This window comes from Streptomyces sp. NPDC047525 (assembly GCF_040643025.1).
Lineage (GTDB): Bacteria > Actinomycetota > Actinomycetes > Streptomycetales > Streptomycetaceae > Streptomyces > Streptomyces durmitorensis.
Map to the genome: position 1 here is coordinate 408,143 of NZ_JBEYTL010000002.1, position 19,386 is coordinate 427,528.

General features: G+C 72.5%; 1 protein-coding gene. It reads left to right on the forward strand.

All coding sequences use genetic code 11. The features are described 5' to 3' along the window. Positions 1–7 precede the first annotated feature (7 nt). Positions 8–19,309 (forward strand): type I polyketide synthase, encoded by a 19,302-nt coding sequence (locus ABZ833_RS07075; protein ID WP_361042199.1) that lies wholly within the window; start codon positions 8–10, stop codon positions 19,307–19,309. Positions 19,310–19,386: the final 77 nt, after the last annotated feature.

Consider the following 19,386-nt stretch of genomic DNA (forward strand, 5'->3'; position numbering starts at 1 on the left):
ACGCCAGATGCAGAACGAGGACAAGCTCCGCGATTACCTCAAGCGGGCCACCACCGATCTGCGCACCGCACGCCGACGCCTGCGCGAGGTCGAGGAGCGGGAGAACGAGCCCGTCGCGATCATCGGGATGAGCTGCCGCTACCCCGGTGGTGTCGAGTCCCCGGAAGACCTCTGGCAGTTGGTGGCCGAGGGCCGTGACGCCGTGGTCGAGTTCCCCGCCGACCGCGGCTGGGACGTCGAATCGCTCTATGACCCCGACCCCGAGCACGCGGGCACCTCGATCACCCGGCACGGCGGCTTCCTCCAGGGTGCCGCGGGCTTCGACCCGGCGTTCTTCGGGGTCAGCCCGCGCGAGGCCGCAGCGATGGACCCCCAGCAGCGGCTGCTCCTCGAGACGTCGTGGGAGGCCTTCGAGCGCGCCGGCATCGACCCGGCGCAGGCCAGGGACAGCAGGACCGGCGTGTTCGCGGGCGTCATGTACAACGACTACGCGACCCGTCTCCCGCAGGCACCCGAAGGGTTCGAGGGCTTCCTCGCCAACGGCAGCGCGGGCAGCATCGCGTCCGGCCGGATCGCCTACACCCTCGGCCTCGTCGGGCCCGCCGTGACGGTGGACACGGCATGCTCGTCGTCGCTGGTCGCACTGCACCTCGCGATGGTGGCGCTGCGCCGCGACGAGTGCTCCCTCGCGCTCGCGGGCGGTGCCACCTTCATGTCCACACCGCGTACGTTCGTCGAGTACAGCCGCCAGCGCGCCCTGTCCGTGGACGGCCGCTGCAAGGCGTTCTCCGACAGCGCCGACGGCACCGGCTGGGGCGAGGGCGTCGGCATGCTCCTGGTGGAGCGCCTCTCCGACGCCCAGCGCAACGGGCACCCCATCCTCGCGGTCGTCCGCGGCTCGGCGGTGAACCAGGACGGCGCGTCCCACGGCCTGACCGCGCCGAACGGCCCGTCCCAGCAGACCGTGATCAACCAGGCCCTTGCCAGCGCGCGGCTCACCCCGGCGCAGGTCGACGCGGTCGAGGCGCACGGCACCGGCACCACGCTCGGCGACCCGATCGAGGCACAGGCCCTCATCGCGACCTACGGCGCGGAGCGGGAAGCCGACCGGCCGCTGTTCCTTGGCTCGCTCAAGTCGAACATCGGCCACTCCCAGGCGGCGGCCGGGGCCGGCGGCATCATCAAGATGGTCATGGCGATGCGGCACGGCGTGCTGCCCAAGACCCTGCACGTCGACGAGCCGAGCAGCCACGTCGACTGGTCCGCGGGCACCGTGGAGCTGCTGACCGAGGGTCAGACCTGGCCGGAGTCCGGCGAACCGCGCCGCGCAGGTGTGTCCTCGTTCGGCGTGAGCGGCACGAACGCCCACGTCATCCTGGAGGAGGCGCCCACCCCCGAACCGGCACCCACGGCGGACGCCGAAGCTCCGGAGCCCACAGCGGCCACCGGGCTGCCGGCCCCCACCGTCACGCCGTGGGTGCTGTCCGCCCGCACCCCCGACGCGCTGCGCGCGCAGGCCGACCGTCTCCGGTCCGCCGTGGAGGGCTCGGCTGATTTCGACCCGGCGGGCATCGGCTTCTCGCTGGCCACGACACGGTCCCTGTTCGAGCACCGCGCCGTACTCCTCGCCGAGGACCGGACGACCACCACCGACCGGCTGGCCGCGCTCGCCGAGGGGCGTGGTGGTGCGGGGGTCGTGGTGGGTGAGGCGGTGCCGCACCGGCTGGGCTTCTTGTTCTCGGGTCAGGGGTCGCAGCGGCTGGGGATGGGGCGCGAACTGGCGGCTCGGTTACCGGCGTTCGCCGAGGCGCTGGACGCTGTGTTGAGCGAATTCGACCCGGCAGTTCGCGAGGTGCTGTTCGGTGAGGATGCCGATGCGCTGAACGAGACGGGTGTGACGCAGCCTGCGTTGTTCGCCGTTGAGGTGGCGTTGTTCCGGCTGTTGGAGTCGTGGGGTGTGCGGCCCGACGTACTGGCCGGGCACTCGATCGGTGAGTTGGCTGCGGCTCATGTGGCTGGTGTGTGGTCGCTTGCCGACGCCGTGAAGGTGGTGTCGGCGCGTGCCGGGTTGATGCAGGCGCTCCCCTCCGGTGGTGCGATGGCGGCGATCCAGGCCACCGAGGCCGAGGTCGCGTCGGACCTGTCGGAGACCGTCGGGATTGCTGCGGTCAACGGTCCGTCGTCAGTGGTGATTTCGGGTGTCGCGGGTGACGTGGAGGCGGTTGCTGAGCGTTGGCGCGAGGCGGGTCGGAAGGTGTCCCGCCTGAAGGTCAGCCATGCGTTCCACTCGCCGCTGATGGACCCGATGCTCGATGACTTCCGCCGGGTTCTGGAAGGCGTGTCGTACGAGACGCCCGGGATCCCTCTCGTGTCCACGCTGACCGGCACCCGCGTGACCGCCGAGGAGTTGGGTTCGCCGGAGTACTGGGTGCGGCACGTGCGTGAGTCCGTGCGGTTCCACGGCGCGGTCCTGGGGCTGCGTGAGCAAAACGTCGACGTCTTCCTGGAGGTCGGTCCCGGCGGCGTACTTTCCGGTCTCGGGCAGCTCAGTGCCCCGGAGGCCGCTTTCGTACCCGCCCTGCGTGGTGACCGTTCCGAACTCGTCGCACTGACCACCGCCATCGGCCAACTGCACGTACGCGGTGTCCCGGTGGACCTGGATGCCCTCTTCGACGGCAGCGGCGCCACCCGGGTCGACCTGCCGACGTACGCGTTCCAGCGCGAGCACTACTGGCTGGACGCGCCGGTCGCAGAGGAGAGCGCCGAGCGGATATCGCCGGTGGAGGCGCGCTTCTGGGAGGTCGTGGAGGAGGGCGATCCCGCGGATCTCGCCCGCACGCTGGGCGTGTCGTCCGACGACCCGTTGAGTGCGGTGCTGCCCCGCCTGTCCGCGTGGCGTCGGAAGCAGCGGGAGCGGTCCACCGCCGATGGCTGGCGGTATCGGGTCGAGTGGCGACCGGTCGCCGCGGGGAGTCGGCGACTGAACGGTGCCTGGCTGGTTGTCGCGCCGACCGGTGAGGAGCGCGCCGAGTGGGTGCGTGAGTCGCTGACGCGGAACGGCGCGGACGATCTGCACGTCCTGCACGTGGACCCGGCGGAGGGCGTCGACTGGGCGGAGCAGTTGGCAGGGCTGCCGCCGCTGGGCGGAGTCGTTTCGCTGTTGGGGCTCGCGGACGCGGGCGCATCGTCGGTGCCTGCGGGTGTCGCGGCCACGATCGGCCTCTTACGGGCGCTCGGTGACGCGGACGTGTCCGCCCCGCTGTGGTGCCTGACGTCGGGCGCGGTCTCGGTGGGCGAGGGCGAGAGCGTTGCCGGGTTCGAGCAGTCGATGCTGTGGGGCCTGGGCCGGGCGGCCGCGCTGGAACACCCCGGCCGCTGGGGCGGATTGGTCGATCTGCCCGAGACGCGGGACGAGACGACCGGAGACCTCCTCGCCTCCGCCATCGCCGAGCAGTTCGGTGCGGGTGAGAGGTCCGGTCCCGCCGAGGCGACCGTCGAAGACCAGGTCGCCCTGCGCGGCAACGAGATCCTCGGCCGCAGACTGGTGCCCGCCCCGCTGGGCGACACCTCCGGCGAGAACTGGTCGCCGCGCGGCACGGTGCTCGTCACCGGTGGTACCGGTGCCCTGGGCGGTCACGTGGCGCGCTGGCTGGCGACGCACGGAGCCGAGCACATCGTGCTGGCCGCGCGTCGCGGCCGGGCCGCCCAAGGAGCGGATGAGCTGGAGGCCGAGCTCGTCGAGCTGGGCGCGCGCGTCACGTTCGCCACCTGTGACGTGGCCGACCGGGACTCCGTCGCGGCGCTGCTTGAGACCGTCCCGGCGCTCACCGCCGTCGTGCACACGGCAGGCGTCGAGCGCTCGGCCGCTCTCGCCGACCTCGACCCGGACGACCTCACCGGATTCGCCGAGGTCCTGGCGGCGAAGGTCGACGGCGCGCGCAACCTCCACGAGCTCCTCGCCGACACGCAGTTGGACGCTTTCGTGCTGTTCTCGTCCATCGCCGGAGTGTGGGGCAGCGGCGGCCAGGCAGCCTATGGTGCGGCCAACGCCTACCTGGACGCCCTCGCCGACCACCGCAGGGCTGCCGGTCTGCCCGCCACAGCCGTCGCATGGGGCCCGTGGGGCGGCGGCGGCATGGTCGAGGACTCCGGGCAGGCCGCCCACCTCCAGCGCCTCGGCCTGATCACGATGGACCCCGAGGCGGCGCTCGCCGGTCTCGGCTCGGCCATCGACCACGGCGACGGCAAGGTCACCGTCGCCGACGTCGACTGGACCCGGTTCGCGGGCACCTTCATGGCGCAGCGCCCGAGCGCGCTCCTGAGCGAACTCCCCCAGGTGCGCGCCGCGTTCGACTCCGCATCCGCCGAGCAGGGCAGCACGTCGGCTCTCGCGCAGCGGCTCGCGGGCCTTGACGAGGCCGAGCAGGAGCGTCAGCTCACCGAGCTGGTCCGGTCCGAGGCGGCAGCGGTGCTCGGTCATGCGTCCCCTGACGCGTTCTCCGCCACGCGCGCCTTCAGGGAACTCGGCTTCGACTCGCTGACAGCCGTGGAACTGCGCGCCCGGCTCAGCGAGGCCACCGGCATCGCCCTGCCCGCGGCCGTGGTGTTCGACTACCCGACGGCCGCTGCCCTGGCCGCCTATCTGCGCGTGGAACTGTCCGGGACCGCGCTCACCGCCTCCGCCCCCACCGCCTCCGCCCCCAGCGCTGTGTCCGGTGTGACCGATGAGCCCATCGCGATCGTGTCGATGGCATGCCGGTTCCCGGGCGGTGTGGCGAGCCCGGAGGACCTGTGGCAGGTCCTGCTGTCGGGCAGCGACGCGGTGACGGAGTTCCCCACCGACCGCGGCTGGGACGTCGAGGCGCTGTACAACCCCGACCCGGACGCGGCGAGCATCGGCACGTCGTACTCCCGCATGGGCGCGTTCCTCGACCACGTGGCGGACTTCGACCCGACGTTCTTCGGGATCTCGCCGCGCGAAGCCCTCGCCATGGACCCGCAGCAGCGACTGCTCCTCGAAACCTCGTGGGAGGCGTTCGAGCGGGCGGGCATCGACCCCAACTCACTGCGTGGCAGCAGCTCGGGCGTGTTCGTCGGCACCAACGGCCAGGACTACACGACGCTGATGATGGCCGCGCCGGACAGCGTCGACGGCTACTTCGGCACCGGCAGCGCGGCGAGTGTCATCTCCGGCCGCCTCTCGTACACGTTCGGCCTCGAAGGCCCCGCGGTGACGGTGGACACGGCGTGCTCGTCGTCCCTGGTCGCCCTGCACCTGGCGGTACAGGCCCTGCGGAAGGGTGAGTGCGAGCTGGCGCTCGCGGGTGGCGTGACGGTGATGTCCACGCCGGCCGCGTTCGTGGAGTTCAGCCGCCAGCGCGGGCTTTCGGTCGACGGCCGGTGCAAGGCCTTCGGGGCGGACGCGGACGGCACCGGCTGGGGCGAGGGCATCGGCATGCTGCTCGTGGAGCGCCTCTCGGACGCACAGCGCAACGGCCACCAGGTCCTCGCGGTCGTACGGGGATCCGCCGTCAACCAGGACGGTGCGTCCAACGGCCTGACCGCCCCGAACGGCCCTTCGCAGCAGCGGGTCATCCGGGCAGCGCTGGAGGCAACGGGCCTCGTGGCGTCCGATGTCGACGCGGTCGAGGCGCATGGCACCGGCACGAAGCTGGGCGACCCGATCGAGGCGCAGGCGCTCCTCGCGACGTACGGCCAGGATCGCCCCGCAGACCAGCCACTGTGGCTCGGCTCGATCAAGTCGAACATCGGCCACACACAGGCGGCGGCCGGTGTGGCGGGCGTGATCAAGATGGTCATGGCGATGCGGCACGGAGTGCTGCCGCGCACCCTGCACGCGGACGAACCGTCACCGCACGTGGACTGGTCCACGGGTGCGGTGGAGTTGCTGACGGAGTCCCGGCAGTGGCCGGAGACCGGGCAGCCGTGGCGGGCCGGTGTGTCGTCGTTCGGCTTCAGCGGCACGAACGCCCACGCCATCATCGAGCAGGCCCCGCAGGCCCCTGAGACCGAGCGGGAAGAGCTCCCGGAGCAGCTGCCGGCCGGCACGGCCGTCCCGTGGACGCTCTCGGCCAACACCCGCGAGGCGCTGCGGGAGCAGGCCGCACGGCTCAAGTCCTTCGTGGACGGATCGCCTGACCTGGCCGTCGCGGACGTGGCCCGTGCGCTGGCGTTCTCGAGGGCCGTCCTTGACCACCGCGCGGTGGTGGTCGCCGCGGAGCCCGCCGAGTTCCGGTCGGCTCTGAGCGCGCTCGCCGAGGGGCGTGGCGGCGCGGGTGTCGCGGTGGGTGAGGCGGTGCCGCACCGGCTGGGCTTCTTGTTCTCGGGTCAGGGGTCGCAGCGGCTGGGGATGGGTCGTGAACTGGCCGCCCGTTTCACGGTGTTCGCCGATTCCCTGGACGCTGTGCTTGCGGAGTTCGGGCCTGAGGTACGGGAAGTCCTCTTCGGTGAGGATGCCGATGCGCTGAATGAGACAGGTGTGACGCAGCCCGCGCTGTTCGCGGTCGAGGTGGCGCTGTTCCGGCTCCTGCAGTCGTGGGGTGTGCGCCCCGACGTCCTTGCCGGACACTCCATCGGTGAGTTGGCTGCCGCGCATGTGGCTGGTGTGTGGTCGCTGGCGGACGCGGTCAAGGTGGTGTCGGCGCGAGGTGCGCTGATGCAGGCGCTGCCGTCCGGTGGCGCGATGGTGGCGATCCAGGCGACTGAGGTCGAGGTCGCAGCGGATCTGCCGGAGACTGTCGGTGTTGCCGCGGTCAACGGCCCGTCGTCAGTGGTGATTTCGGGTGTCGCGGGTGACGTGGAGGCGGTTGCGGAGCGGTGGCGTGAAGCGGGCCGGAAGGTGTCTCGCCTGAAGGTCAGTCACGCGTTCCACTCGCCGTTGATGGACCCGATGCTGGATGACTTCCGCCGGGTGCTGGAAGCAGTGTCGTACGAGGTTCCCGAGATCCCCGTCGTGTCCACGCTGACCGGCGTCCGCGCGACCGCCGAGGAACTCGCTTCCCCGGAGTACTGGGTGAGGCACGTACGCGAGTCCGTGCGCTTTGCCGACGCCGTGAGCGCGTTGCGGGACGAGGGCGTGACAACGTTCGTCGAGGTCGGCCCCGGCGGCACGCTGTCCGCGCTGGGCCAGGAGTCCGCGCCGGAAGCAACCTTCGTACCGACGCTGCGCGGCGACCGCCCGGAGGCGGTGGCCGCCACGACGGCTGTCGGGCAGTTGCACGTACGCGGTGTCGAGGTGGACTGGGAGGCGTTCCTCGCCGGTCGTGGCGCCGCCACCCGGGTGGACCTGCCCACGTACGCGTTCCAGCGTGAGCGCTTCTGGCTGGACACTCCGGACGTCGTCGACAAGGGCGCCGAGCGGATATCGCCGGTGGAGGCGCGGTTCTGGGAGGTCGTGGAGGAGGGCGACATCGCGGACCTCGCTCACACGCTGGGCGTGTCGTCCGACGACCCGTTGAGTGCGGTGCTGCCCCATCTGTCCGCGTGGCGTCGGAAGCAGCGGGAGCGGTCCACCGCCGATGGCTGGCGGTATGGGGTCGAGTGGCGGTCGGTGGCCGCCGGTGGTCGGGAGTTGGGCGGTGCCTGGCTGGTCGTCGCGCCGGCCGGTGAGGAGTGCGCCGAGTGGGTCGGTGACGCGCTGACCCGCAATGGTGCGGACGATGTGTACGTCCTGCACGTGGACGCGGAAGCGGTGGACTGGGTCCAGCAGTTGGCTGGTCTGTCGGATCTGAACGGCGTGGTGTCGCTGCTTGGGCTCGCTGATGCGGGCGATTCGACTGTGCCTGCGGGTGTTGCGGCCACGGTGGGTCTGTTGCAGGCGCTGGGGGAGGCGGACGTCTCCGTCCCGCTGTGGTGCCTGACGTCGGGCGCGGTCTCGGTGGGCTCTGACGATGAGGTCGCCGGGTTCGAGCAGTCGATGCTGTGGGGCCTGGGCCGGGTGGCCGCGCTGGAGCAGCCGGGCCGCTGGGGCGGATTGGTCGACCTGCCCGAGGCGCAGGACGACAGGGCCGGTGATCTGCTGGCTGCCGTGCTTGCCGGGACCAGTGGCGAGGACCAGGTCGCGCTGCGCGGTGGCAAGATCCTCAGCCGCAGGCTGGTCACCGCTCCGGTGGGCAAGGCGTCCGGAAATGGTTGGTCACCGCGTGGCACGGTGCTTGTCACCGGCGGCACCGGCGCCCTGGGCGGACACGTGGCGCGCTGGCTGGCGACGCACGGGGCCGAGCACCTGCTGCTGACCAGCAGGCGTGGACTGGACGCCGATGGCGCGGAGGAACTGCGCGCCGAGCTGACCGAGTTGGGTGCCCGGGTCACGATCGTGGCCTGCGACGCGGCCGATCGCGATGCGTTGGCGGACGTCCTCGCGTCCGTCCCCACCGAGTTCCCGCTCACCGCGGTCGTACATGCGGCGGGCATCGAGCGTTCGGCGGCCCTCGCCGACCTCGACCTCGGCGACCTCGCCGAGTTCTCCGACGTACTGACGGCGAAGGTCGACGGCGCGCGCAATCTGCACGAACTCCTCGCCGACACGCAGTTGGACGCGTTCGTGCTGTTCTCGTCCATCGCCGGGGTGTGGGGCAGCAGCGGGCAGGGCGCGTACGCGGCTGCCAACGCGTACCTCGATGCCCTCGCCGGACACCGCCGAGCGGCGGGTCTGCCCGGCACGGCCGTCGCATGGGGCCCGTGGGGCGGTGGCGGCATGGTCGCGACCACCGAGCAGGCCACGCAGTTGCACCGCTGGGGCCTGGCGACGATGGATCCGGATGTGGCTGTCGCCGGCCTGGCCACGGCCCTGGAGCGCGGGGACGGGAACATCGTCGTCGCCGACGTCGACTGGATCCGGTTCGCGGGTACGTTCATGGCGCAGCGCCCCAGTGCCCTGCTCGGTGAACTGCCCGAGGTGCGCGCCGCGTTCGATGCCGCTCCGGCAGAGCAGGGCAGCACGTCGGCACTCGCACAGCGGCTCGCGGGCCTCGATGCGGCCGAGCAGGAGCGGCAGCTCACCGAGCTGGTCCGGTACGAGGCTGCCGCGGTGCTGGGTCACGTGTCCGGTGACGCCCTCTCACCGACGCGTGCGTTCAAGGAACTCGGCTTCGACTCGCTGACGGCCGTGGAGCTGCGCGCCCGGCTCCGCGAGGCCACCGGCATCGCCCTGCCCGCGACCCTGGTGTTCGACTACCCGACGGCCGCGGCCCTGGCGGCCTATCTGCGCGTGGAACTGTCCGGCGTGGACGCAACGCCCACCCCCGCCAACCCTGTTGCTGTCTCCGGCGTGACCGACGAGCCGATCGCGATCGTGTCGATGGCGTGCCGGTTCCCGGGCGGTGTGGCGAGCCCGGAGGACCTGTGGGACGTCCTGCTGTCGGGCGGGGACGCGGTGACGGAGTTCCCGACCGACCGCGGCTGGGACGTCGAGGCGCTGTACGACCCCGACCCGGACTCGGTGGGGACCACGTACCTGCGCTCCGGCGCGTTCATGTCGGACGTGAGCGGGTTCGACGCGGGCTTCTTCGGGATCTCGCCGCGCGAGGCCCTCGCGATGGACCCGCAGCAGCGGCTGCTGCTCGAGACCTCCTGGGAGCTGCTCGAGCGGGCCGGGGTCGACTCGGCGTCGCTGCGCGGTGAGCGCGTCGGCGTGTTCGTCGGCTCGAATGCCCAGGACTACGGCCTCGTGCTCGGCGGCGCGGCCGAGGACGTGGGCGGCTATGTGGCGACCGGCAACGCGGCCAGCGTGGCCTCGGGGCGCCTGTCCTACACCTTCGGCTTCGAAGGCCCGGCCGTCACCGTGGACACGGCGTGCTCGTCGTCGTTGGTGGCCCTGCACCTCGCGGTGCAGGCACTGCGGTCCGGTGAGTGCTCGTCGGCGCTGGCCGGCGGTGTGACGGTGATGTCGACGCCGGGCGCGTTCATCGAGTTCAGCAGGCAGCGAGGACTGTCGTTGGACGGCCGGTGCAAGGCGTTCGGGGCAGGCGCCGACGGCACCAGCTGGGGCGAGGGCGTCGGCATGCTGCTCGTCGAGCGCCTTTCGGACGCCCGGCGCAACGGGCATCCGGTCCTTGCCGTCATCCGTGGTTCCGCGGTCAACCAGGACGGTGCGTCCAACGGCCTGACCGCCCCGAACGGCCCGTCACAGCAGCGGGTCATCCGCCAGGCGCTCGCCGGCGCGGGTCTCACTGCGTCCGACGTGGACACGGTCGAGGCGCACGGCACGGGCACCAAGCTGGGCGACCCGATCGAGGCGCAGGCCCTGCTCGCCACCTACGGCCAGGACCGTCCCGCCGACCGGCCGCTGTGGCTGGGCTCGGTAAAGTCCAACATCGGTCACACGCAGGCCGCGGCAGGCGTCGCGGGTGTGATCAAGATGGTCATGGCGATGCGGAACGGCGTACTGCCGCGCACCCTGCACGCGGACGAGCCGTCACCGCACGTCGACTGGTCGGCGGGCGCCGTGGAACTGCTCAGCGACCAGCGCGAGTGGCCTGCCGTGGACCGGCCGTGGCGCGCCGGTGTGTCGTCGTTCGGCTTCAGCGGCACGAACGCGCACGCCATCATCGAGCAGGCCCCCGCCGTCGAGCAGGAGGAGCAGGAGGAAGCTCCGGAGTCGGTGCGTGACGGCGGCCTGGTCCCGTGGGTCCTTTCGGCGGGCGACGAGGGCGCGTTGCGTGGCCAGGCCGAGCGACTGCTGTCCCTGCTGGACGAGCACGCACCGGTCGACATCGGCTACTCGCTCGCGACGTCACGGTCGGTGCTGGACCACCGTGCCGTGGTGGTGGCCGCCGAACGGTCCGAGTACCTGGCGGCCTTGACGGCCGTGGCCGATGGCCGAACGACGGGTGCAGTGGTCGGTGGAGTCGCGGGCGAGCCCGGCCGGTTGGCTTTCCTCTTCTCGGGCCAGGGGTCGCAGCGGCTGGGGATGGGTCGTGAACTGGCCGCCCGCTTCCCGGTGTTCGCTGACGCCCTGGACGCCGTGCTTGCGGAGTTCGGGCCTGAGGTACGCGAGGTCCTCTTCGGTGAGGACGTCGACGCTCTGAACGAGACGGGGGTGACGCAGCCCGCGCTGTTCGCGGTTGAGGTCGCTCTCTTCCGGCTCTTGCAGTCGTGGGGTGTGCGCCCCGATGTCCTTGCCGGGCACTCGATTGGCGAGCTGGCCGCGGCTCATGTGGCGGGCGTGTGGTCACTGTCCGACGCGGTCAAGGTGGTGTCGGCGCGAGGTGCGCTGATGCAGGCGCTGCCGTCCGGTGGCGCGATGGTCGCGATCCAGGCCACCGAGGCCGAGGTCGCATCGGAACTCCCGGAGACCGTTGGCATCGCCGCGGTCAACGGCCCGAATTCGGTGGTCGTCTCCGGCGTCGCCGCCGACGTGGAGGCCCTCGCTGAGCGCTGGCGCGAGGCCGGCCGCAAGGTCAACCGGCTCCGCGTGAGCCACGCGTTCCACTCGCCGTTGATGGACCCGATCCTTGACGACTTCAGCCGGGTGCTCGAAGGCGTGTCGTACGAGGCGCCAGAGATCCCCATCGTGTCCACGCTGACCGGCTGCGCGGCCACCGCCGAGGAACTCGCCTCGCCGGAGTACTGGGTGCGGCATGTACGCGGATCCGTTCGGTTCCATGACGCGGTTGTGGCGCTGCGTGAGCAGGGTGCCGAGGTGTTCGTCGAGATCGGTCCGGGTGGGACGTTGTCCGCTCTGGGGCTTGGGAGTGCGTCCGACGCGGTGTTCCTGCCCGCGCTGCGTGCGGACAGGGCCGAGGAGACCGCGCTGGTCACCACGGTCGCCGCGCTGCACACGAGAGGTGTGACGGTCGATTGGGCCGCGTACTTCGAGGGCAGTGGCGCCCGGCGGGTGGACCTGCCGACGTACGCGTTCCAGCACCAGCGCTACTGGATGGACGCTCCGCCCGTCGCCGCCGAGGCAGCGCCGAACGCGGACGAGGCACGGTTCTGGGCCGCGGTGGACAGCGAGGAGGCGTCCGCGCTCGCGTCGTCCCTGGGCATCACCGACGACGGTGCGACCGATTCGCTCCGCGCCGTGCTGCCGTTCCTGACGTCGTGGCGACGCCGGAGCCACGAGAAGTCCACGTGGGACAAGTGGCGTTACACCGTCGGCTGGAAGTCCGTCGGTGTCCCGGCGACGACGCCCCCCTCGGGCACGTGGCTGGTCGTGGCGCCCACCGGTGACGAGCGCGCCGCCGCGCTGAGCGAACTGCTCGCGGAGAGCGGCCTGTCCCTCGTCGTGGTCGAGCCCGAAGGGGCGGACCCCGCATACCGAACGGACCGCACAGCCCTCGCCCACGCGCTGCGCTCCGGCGCCGCGCAGGTTCTAGCGCGGGGAGAAGAGGTCGGCGGAGTCCTGTCGTTGCTGGCGTTCGACGAGTCGCCGCACCCCGACCACCCCGCCGTGCCGAACGGCGTGGCAGCCACCCTCGCGCTGGTCCAGGCGCTCGGCGAGGCCGACGTACAGGCGCCGCTGTGGTGCGTGACGTCGGGTGCCGTGGCGGCGGTCGCGGGTGACGCGGTCGCAGGCTTCGCGCAGTCCATGGTGTGGGGCCTCGGCCGGGCCGCGGCCCTGGAACTCCCCGCCCGCTGGGGCGGGTTGGCCGACGTGCCGGAAACGGTGGACCAGCGGGTGGCCGCACGGCTGTGCGGGCTGCTCGGCGGGGCGGAGGACCAGGTCGCCGTACGCGGGTCCGGTGTCTTCGCACGTCGCCTTCGCCGGGCCGACCCGACCGACCCGGCCGCCCCGGAATCCGGCTGGACGCCGCGCGGGACGGTTCTGGTGACCGGCGGTCTCGGCGCCCTGGGTGCCAGGGTCGCCCGGTGGTCGGCGGCGCACGGAGCCGAGCACATCGTGCTGGTGAGCCGACGCGGCGCCGAGGCCGATGGCGCCGCCGAGCTGGAGGCCGAGCTCGTCGAGCTGGGCGCACGCGTCACGATCGCCGCCGTCGACATCGCCGACCGGGAGGGGCTCGCCGCCCTGCTCGACGGCCTGGCGGCCGCCGGAGACCAGGTCGACGCCGTCGTGCACACCGCCGGACTCAACGACAGCACACCTGTCGGGGAGACCGACCTCGCGCGGTTCGCCGACGTGGTCGGCGCCAAGGTGGCGGGCGCCGCGCACCTGCACGAGCTGCTCGCCGACACACCGCTCGACACGTTCCTCTCCTACTCCTCGATCGCCGGCATCTGGGGCAGCGGCGGCCAGGTCGGCTACAGCGCGGCCAACGCCTACCTCGACGCGCTCGCCGAGCACCGCACCGCGCACGGCCTGCCGGGCACAGCCGTGGCCTGGGGTCCCTGGGGCGGCGGCGGGATGGCCGACGACGAGGCGCAGCGCCAGCTCTCCCGGCGCGGCCTCCTGGCGCTGTCACCCGAACTCGCGGTGGGCGCCATCGCCGACGCGGTCGGCGGCACCGCGGCGAGCACGGTCGTGGTGGACGTCGAGTGGGAACGGTTCGCCCCCGCGTTCACCATCGGCAGGCCGAGCCCGCTCTTCGCCGACCTGGCCGAGGCACGCGACGCGGTCGCGGGCCGGACCGCCGGAGCCGCCAGTGCGGACGGGCCGGACGGATCCGGCCGGGACGGGGCCGAGCTGCGGGACCGGCTCACCGGCCTGGACAAGGCGAAGCGGGACGAACTCGTGCGCGGCCTGGTGGTGGCGCAGGCAGCCGCCGTCCTGGGGCACACCACGACCGGCGCCGTCGACCCCGACCGGGCCTTCCGCGACCTGGGCTTCGACTCGCTGACCGCCGTGGAACTGCGCAACGGTCTCGCGGCCGCATCCGGCCTGACCCTGCCCGCGACCGTGGTCTTCGACTACCCCACCCCGGCGGCGCTCGCCGACCACCTGCTGTCCGCGGTCCTTGAACCGCACGGCGAAACGCCCCTGACACCGGACACCGCGCGGCCGGTCATGACCGACGAGCCGATCGCGATCGTGGCGATGACGTGCCGGTACCCCGGCGGTGTCACAAGCCCCGAGGACCTGTGGCAGGTGCTCCTGTCGGGCGGGGACGCGGTCACGGACTTCCCGGCCGACCGTGGCTGGGACCTGGAGGCGCTGTACGACCCGGACCCCGCGGGCATCGGCACGACGTACTCGCGCAGGGGCGCCTTCCTCGACCAGGTGGCGGACTTCGACGCGACCTTCTTCGGGACCTCGCCCCGTGAGGCCCTCGCCATGGACCCGCAGCAGCGACTGCTTCTGGAAACCTCGTGGGAGGCGTTCGAGCGGGCCGGAATCGACCCGAACTCGGTCCGCGGTGAGCGCGTCGGCGTGTTCGTCGGCTCGAACGTCCAGGACTACGGGCTTGTCCTCGGCGACGCCGTCGAGGACGTGGGCGGGCACGTGGCGACCGGCAGTGCGGCGAGCGTCATGTCCGGCCGCCTGTCGTACACGTTCGGCCTCGAAGGCCCCGCGGTGACGGTGGACACGGCGTGCTCGTCGTCCCTGGTCGCCCTGCACCTGGCCGCGCAGGCCCTGCGGTCGGGGGAGTGCGAACTGGCGCTCGCGGGTGGTGTGACGGTGATGTCGACGCCCGGTGCGTTCATCGAGTTCAGCCGCCAGCGCGGCCTGTCCGTGGACGGCCGCTGCAAGGCGTTCTCCGACAGCGCCGACGGCACAGGCTGGGGCGAGGGCGTCGGCATGCTGATCGTCGAGCGGCTGTCCGACGCGCAGCGTAACGGCCACCAAGTCCTTGCCGTCGTAAGGGGATCCGCCGTCAACCAGGACGGTGCGTCCAACGGCCTCACCGCTCCGAACGGTCCCTCGCAGCAGCGGGTCATCCGCCAGGCGCTCGCCGGTGCGGGCCTGGCACCGTCCGACGTGGACGCGGTAGAGGCGCACGGCACCGGCACCACCCTCGGCGACCCGATCGAGGCCCAGGCACTCCTTGCCACCTACGGTCAGGGGCGCCCCGCCGACCGGCCGCTGTTGCTCGGTTCGGTGAAGTCCAACATCGGGCACACGCAGGCCGCGGCAGGCGTCGCGGGCGTGATCAAGATGGTCATGGCGATGCGGCACGGCGTACTGCCGCGGACGCTGCACGTCACCGAACCGTCGTCGCACGTGGACTGGTCGGCAGGAGCCATGGAACTGCTCACCGACCGGCGCGAGTGGCCTGCCGTGGACCGGCCCTGGCGCGCCGGTGTGTCGTCCTTCGGCTTCAGCGGCACGAACGCGCACACCATCATCGAGCAGGCCCCCGAGACACCTTCCCCCGACATCGAACCGGGGGAGCCGACAGAACCGACCGTCGTGCCGTGGGTCCTCTCGGCGCGCACCGCCGAAGCCCTGCGGGAACAGGCATCCCGTCTCGGCGAGGAGATCGAGCGCGCCGACGCGGCCGTGTCGGTCGCCGACATCGCCCACTCGCTGCGGTCCCGCTCGGTGTTCGACCACCGGGCCGTCGTGGTGGGCGTCGACCGGCAGGAGTTCCTCGCCGGTCTCACCGCCCTGGCCGACGGCCGCGAGGCGCCGAACGTCGTGACCGGCGCGGCCGAGAACCGCGGCACCGGCACGGTGTTCGTGTTCCCCGGCCACGGCACGCAGTGGGTCGGCATGGCCCTGGAACTCCTCGACTCCTCGCCGGAGTTCCGTACGCGGATGGAGGAGTGCGCCGAGGCACTCGACGAGCATGTCGACTGGTCGCTCATCGACGCGATCCAGGACCCCGGCCTGATGGAACGTCTCGACGTCGTGCAGCCCGCCCTGTTCGCGGTGATGGTGTCCCTCGCCGCCACCTGGCGTTCCTGGGGCGTCGAGCCGAGCGCCGTACTGGGGCACTCACAGGGCGAGATCGCCGCGGCGTGCGTCGCGGGCGCCCTGTCCCTGCGGGACGCGACGCGTCTCGCCGTCCTGCGGAGCAAGGCACTGACCGCCCTGTCCGGCCAGGGCGGCATGGTCTCGGTCGCGCTCGGCGTGGACGACGTACGGGAACTCATCGCGCGGTGGGACGGACAGCTCGCCGTCGGCGTGGTGAACGGCCCCGCATCCGTCGTCGTCTCCGGTGACGCCGCCGCGCTGGACGAGCTGATGGAGGTCTGCACCGAGCAGGGGACATGGGCACGGCGGGTCCAGGCGGACTACGCCCCGCACTCCCACCACGTCGAGCAGGTCGAGACGGACATCCTGGAGGGCCTCGCGGACGTGACGCCGCGCTCCGGCGACGTGCCGTACTACTCGCCGCTGACCGGCGGCTGGCTGGACACCCGTGACCTGGACGCCTCCTACTGGTACCGCAGCCTGCGGCAGACGGTGGAGTTCGCGGACTCCGTGTCCACCCTGGTGGCGGAGGGCTTCACCACCTTCGTCGAGGTCAGCCCGCACCCCGTCCTGGTGGCCGGACTCGGCGAACTGGCAGGCCCCGACGGCCTGGTGGTCGGCTCGCTGCGGCGCGGCGACGGCGGCAAGGACCGACTCCTGAACTCGGCCGGCAGTCTGTTCGTGCGCGGCGGCCGGGTGGCCCTGCCGCTCCCCGACGCACGGCGCGTGGACCTCCCCACCTACCCCTTCCAGCGCAGCCGCTTCTGGCCCACGACGGCACACGCCGCGTCCGGCGACGTGACCTCGGCAGGCCTCGGGCGGGTGGACCACCCCCTGCTCGCGGCCGTCACCGAACTCGCCGACTCCGAGGGCCTCGTGTTCAGCGGCAGGCTGTCGCTGCGCACCCACCCCTGGCTCACCGACTACCGACTCCTGGACACCGCCGTGCTCCCCGGCGCGGCCTACGTGGACCTCGCGCTGCGCGCCGGCGACCACGTCGGCTGCGCTTCCCTGGACGACCTGGTCATCGAAGCGCCCCTGGTGCTGCCCGAACGGGACGGCGTCCAGATACGGCTCAGCCTCGACGGCCCCGACGCGTCCGGCGGGCGGGCGTTCACCGTGGACTCCCGAGGAGACGAGGGCGGTGACTGGACCCGCCACGCCACCGGCACCCTGACGGCCGACGCACCCCCCGTCACCGACGACCTCGTCGTATGGCCGCCGAGCGAGGCCGAACCGCTCGACGTCGACAGCCACTACGCCGCCGTCGCCGCCTCCGGCCTCGACCACGGCCCCGCTTTCCAGGGCCTGCGCGCCGCCTGGCGCAAGGGCGACGAGGTGCTCGCCGAAGTGGCGCTGCCGGACGGCATCGCCGACGAGGGCTTCGGTCTGCACCCGGCTCTCCTGGACGCCGCGCTGCACGCCGTCGGGCTCGGGGTGAGCTCGGACGGGCTCCCGTTCTCGTGGGCCGGGGTGCGGCTCCTCGCGACCGGCGCGACGGAGCTGCGGGTCCGGCTGACGCCGGTCGGCGTGGACGCCGTGGCGGTGCTCGTCACCGACGGCTCCGGCGAGGCGGTCGCCGCCGTGGACGAACTGATCCTGCGCCCCTTCTCGGCCGACCAACTCAACGCCGCACGCTCCGCCCACCGGGACTCGCTGTTCGAGGTGAAATGGGTGCCGATGCCGGACGCCGCTCCCGAGAGCGGCACTTGGGCGGTCCTCGGCACCGACACCGCCCGCATCGCCCACGCGCTCACCGCGGCCGGCGGACCGGTCGATGAGCACACCGACCTGGCCGCACTCTTCGCGGCCGTCGACGCAGGCGCGCCCGTACCCCGGTACGTGGCCGTGACGCCGGGCGAGAGCGCGACGACCCCCCGCGAGGCGACCCACCACACCCTCGACCTGCTCCAGAAGTGGCTCGCGGACGACCGGTTCGCCGCGACGCAGCTCGTGTTCCTGACGAGCAGCGCGGTACCGGCAGGACCGGACGAGGCCGTGACGGACCTGGTGCGGGCTCCCGCATGGGGCCTGGTGCGATCGGCACAGTCGGAGCACCCGGCGCGGTTCGTGCTCGTCGACGTGGACGCCAACGAGAAGTCGCTGCGCAGGCTGCCCGCCGCCGTGGCGACCGGGGAACCGCAGATCGCCGTCAGGAACGGCACCGCCACGGTGGCCAGGCTGGCGCGGCTCACCACCCCGGCCGACGCTCCCGAGCAGACGGCGTTCACCCCCGAAAGCACCGTGCTGATCACCGGTGGACTCGGCGTGCTCGGCGGCCTGACCGCACGGCACCTCGTCACCCGCCACGGAGTCCGGGACCTCGTACTGACCGGAAGGCGCGGCCCGGCCACACCGGGCGCGGACGACCTGCGCCGGGAACTGGTCGAACTGGGCGCACGGGTCACGGTCGTCCGGTGCGACGTCGGCGACCGCGCCGCGGTCGCCGCGCTCCTCGCCGAGCACCCCGTGACCGCCGTCGTCCACACGGCGGGCGTCCTGGAAGACAGCGTGATCGAGTCCCTGACCCCGGAGAACGTCGACGCGGTGTTCGGACCCAAGGCCGACGCCGCGCTCCACCTGCACGAGCTGACCCGGGAGAAGGACCTCACGGCGTTCGTGCTGTTCTCCGCCGCCGCCGGTGTCTTCGGCGGCCCCGGCCAGGGCAACTACGCGGCCGCCAACGCCTTCCTCGACGCGCTCGCACAGCACCGCAGGGCCGCCGGGCTGCCCGCGACCTCGCTGGCCTGGGGCCTGTGGGCCGAGGCAAGCGGCATCACAGGGCACCTCGACGACGCCGACGTGCAGCGGATGGCGAGGGGCGGCATGACCCCGCTGTCCTCCGCCGACGGCATGGCGCTGTTCGACGCGGCGCACACGACCGGCACCGCGACCGCGGTGCCCGCCGCGATCGACCTGGCCGCGCTGCGGGCCCACCCGGAACAGGTACGGCCGCTGCTGCGCGGCCTGGTTCCGACGCCCGCCCGCAGGTCCGCACGGTCCGGCGACGGCGGCCCCGGTGCGGTCCCGCTCGCCCAGCGGCTCGCAGGACTCACCGAAGCGGAGCAGGACCGGGCCCTCGTACAGCTCGTCCGCACCCACACCGCGGCCGTGCTCGGCTTCTCCGGACCGGAGGCCGTAGAGGCGGACCGTGCCTTCAAGGAACTCGGCTTCGACTCGCTCACCGCCGTGGAACTGCGCAACAGGCTCGACGCCGAGGTCGACTCGCGACTGCCCGCCACCCTGGTGTTCGACCACCCGAACCCGGCGGCCCTCGCGGCCCACCTGCGCACGACGGTGCTCGCCGGCGACGGCACACCCGCCGCCGCGGTGCTCAGCGAGCTGAACAAGCTGACGGTCACCATCTCCAAGCTCGACCCGAACGACGTCCTGGCCGGGGACATCCGGCTGCGGCTCCGGTCGCTCCTGTCCACGTGGGACGAGGGCGAACCCGAGGCCGCGGCGGACGACTTGACCGCGGCAACGCTCGACGACGTCTTCAACATCATCGACGACGAACTCGGAAAGTCCTGACCAGCCGGTACGGACTCTGACCAACCTGACCAGCCGGTACGGACTCTCATCAACACGGGGTACGGGCTCTCACCCAG

Excerpts from the sequence above, each read along its gene's own strand:
- ABZ833_RS07075 (WP_361042199.1), top strand. The coding sequence starts at position 8 with ATGCAGAACGAGGACAAGCTCCGCGATTACCTCAAGCGGGCCACCACC.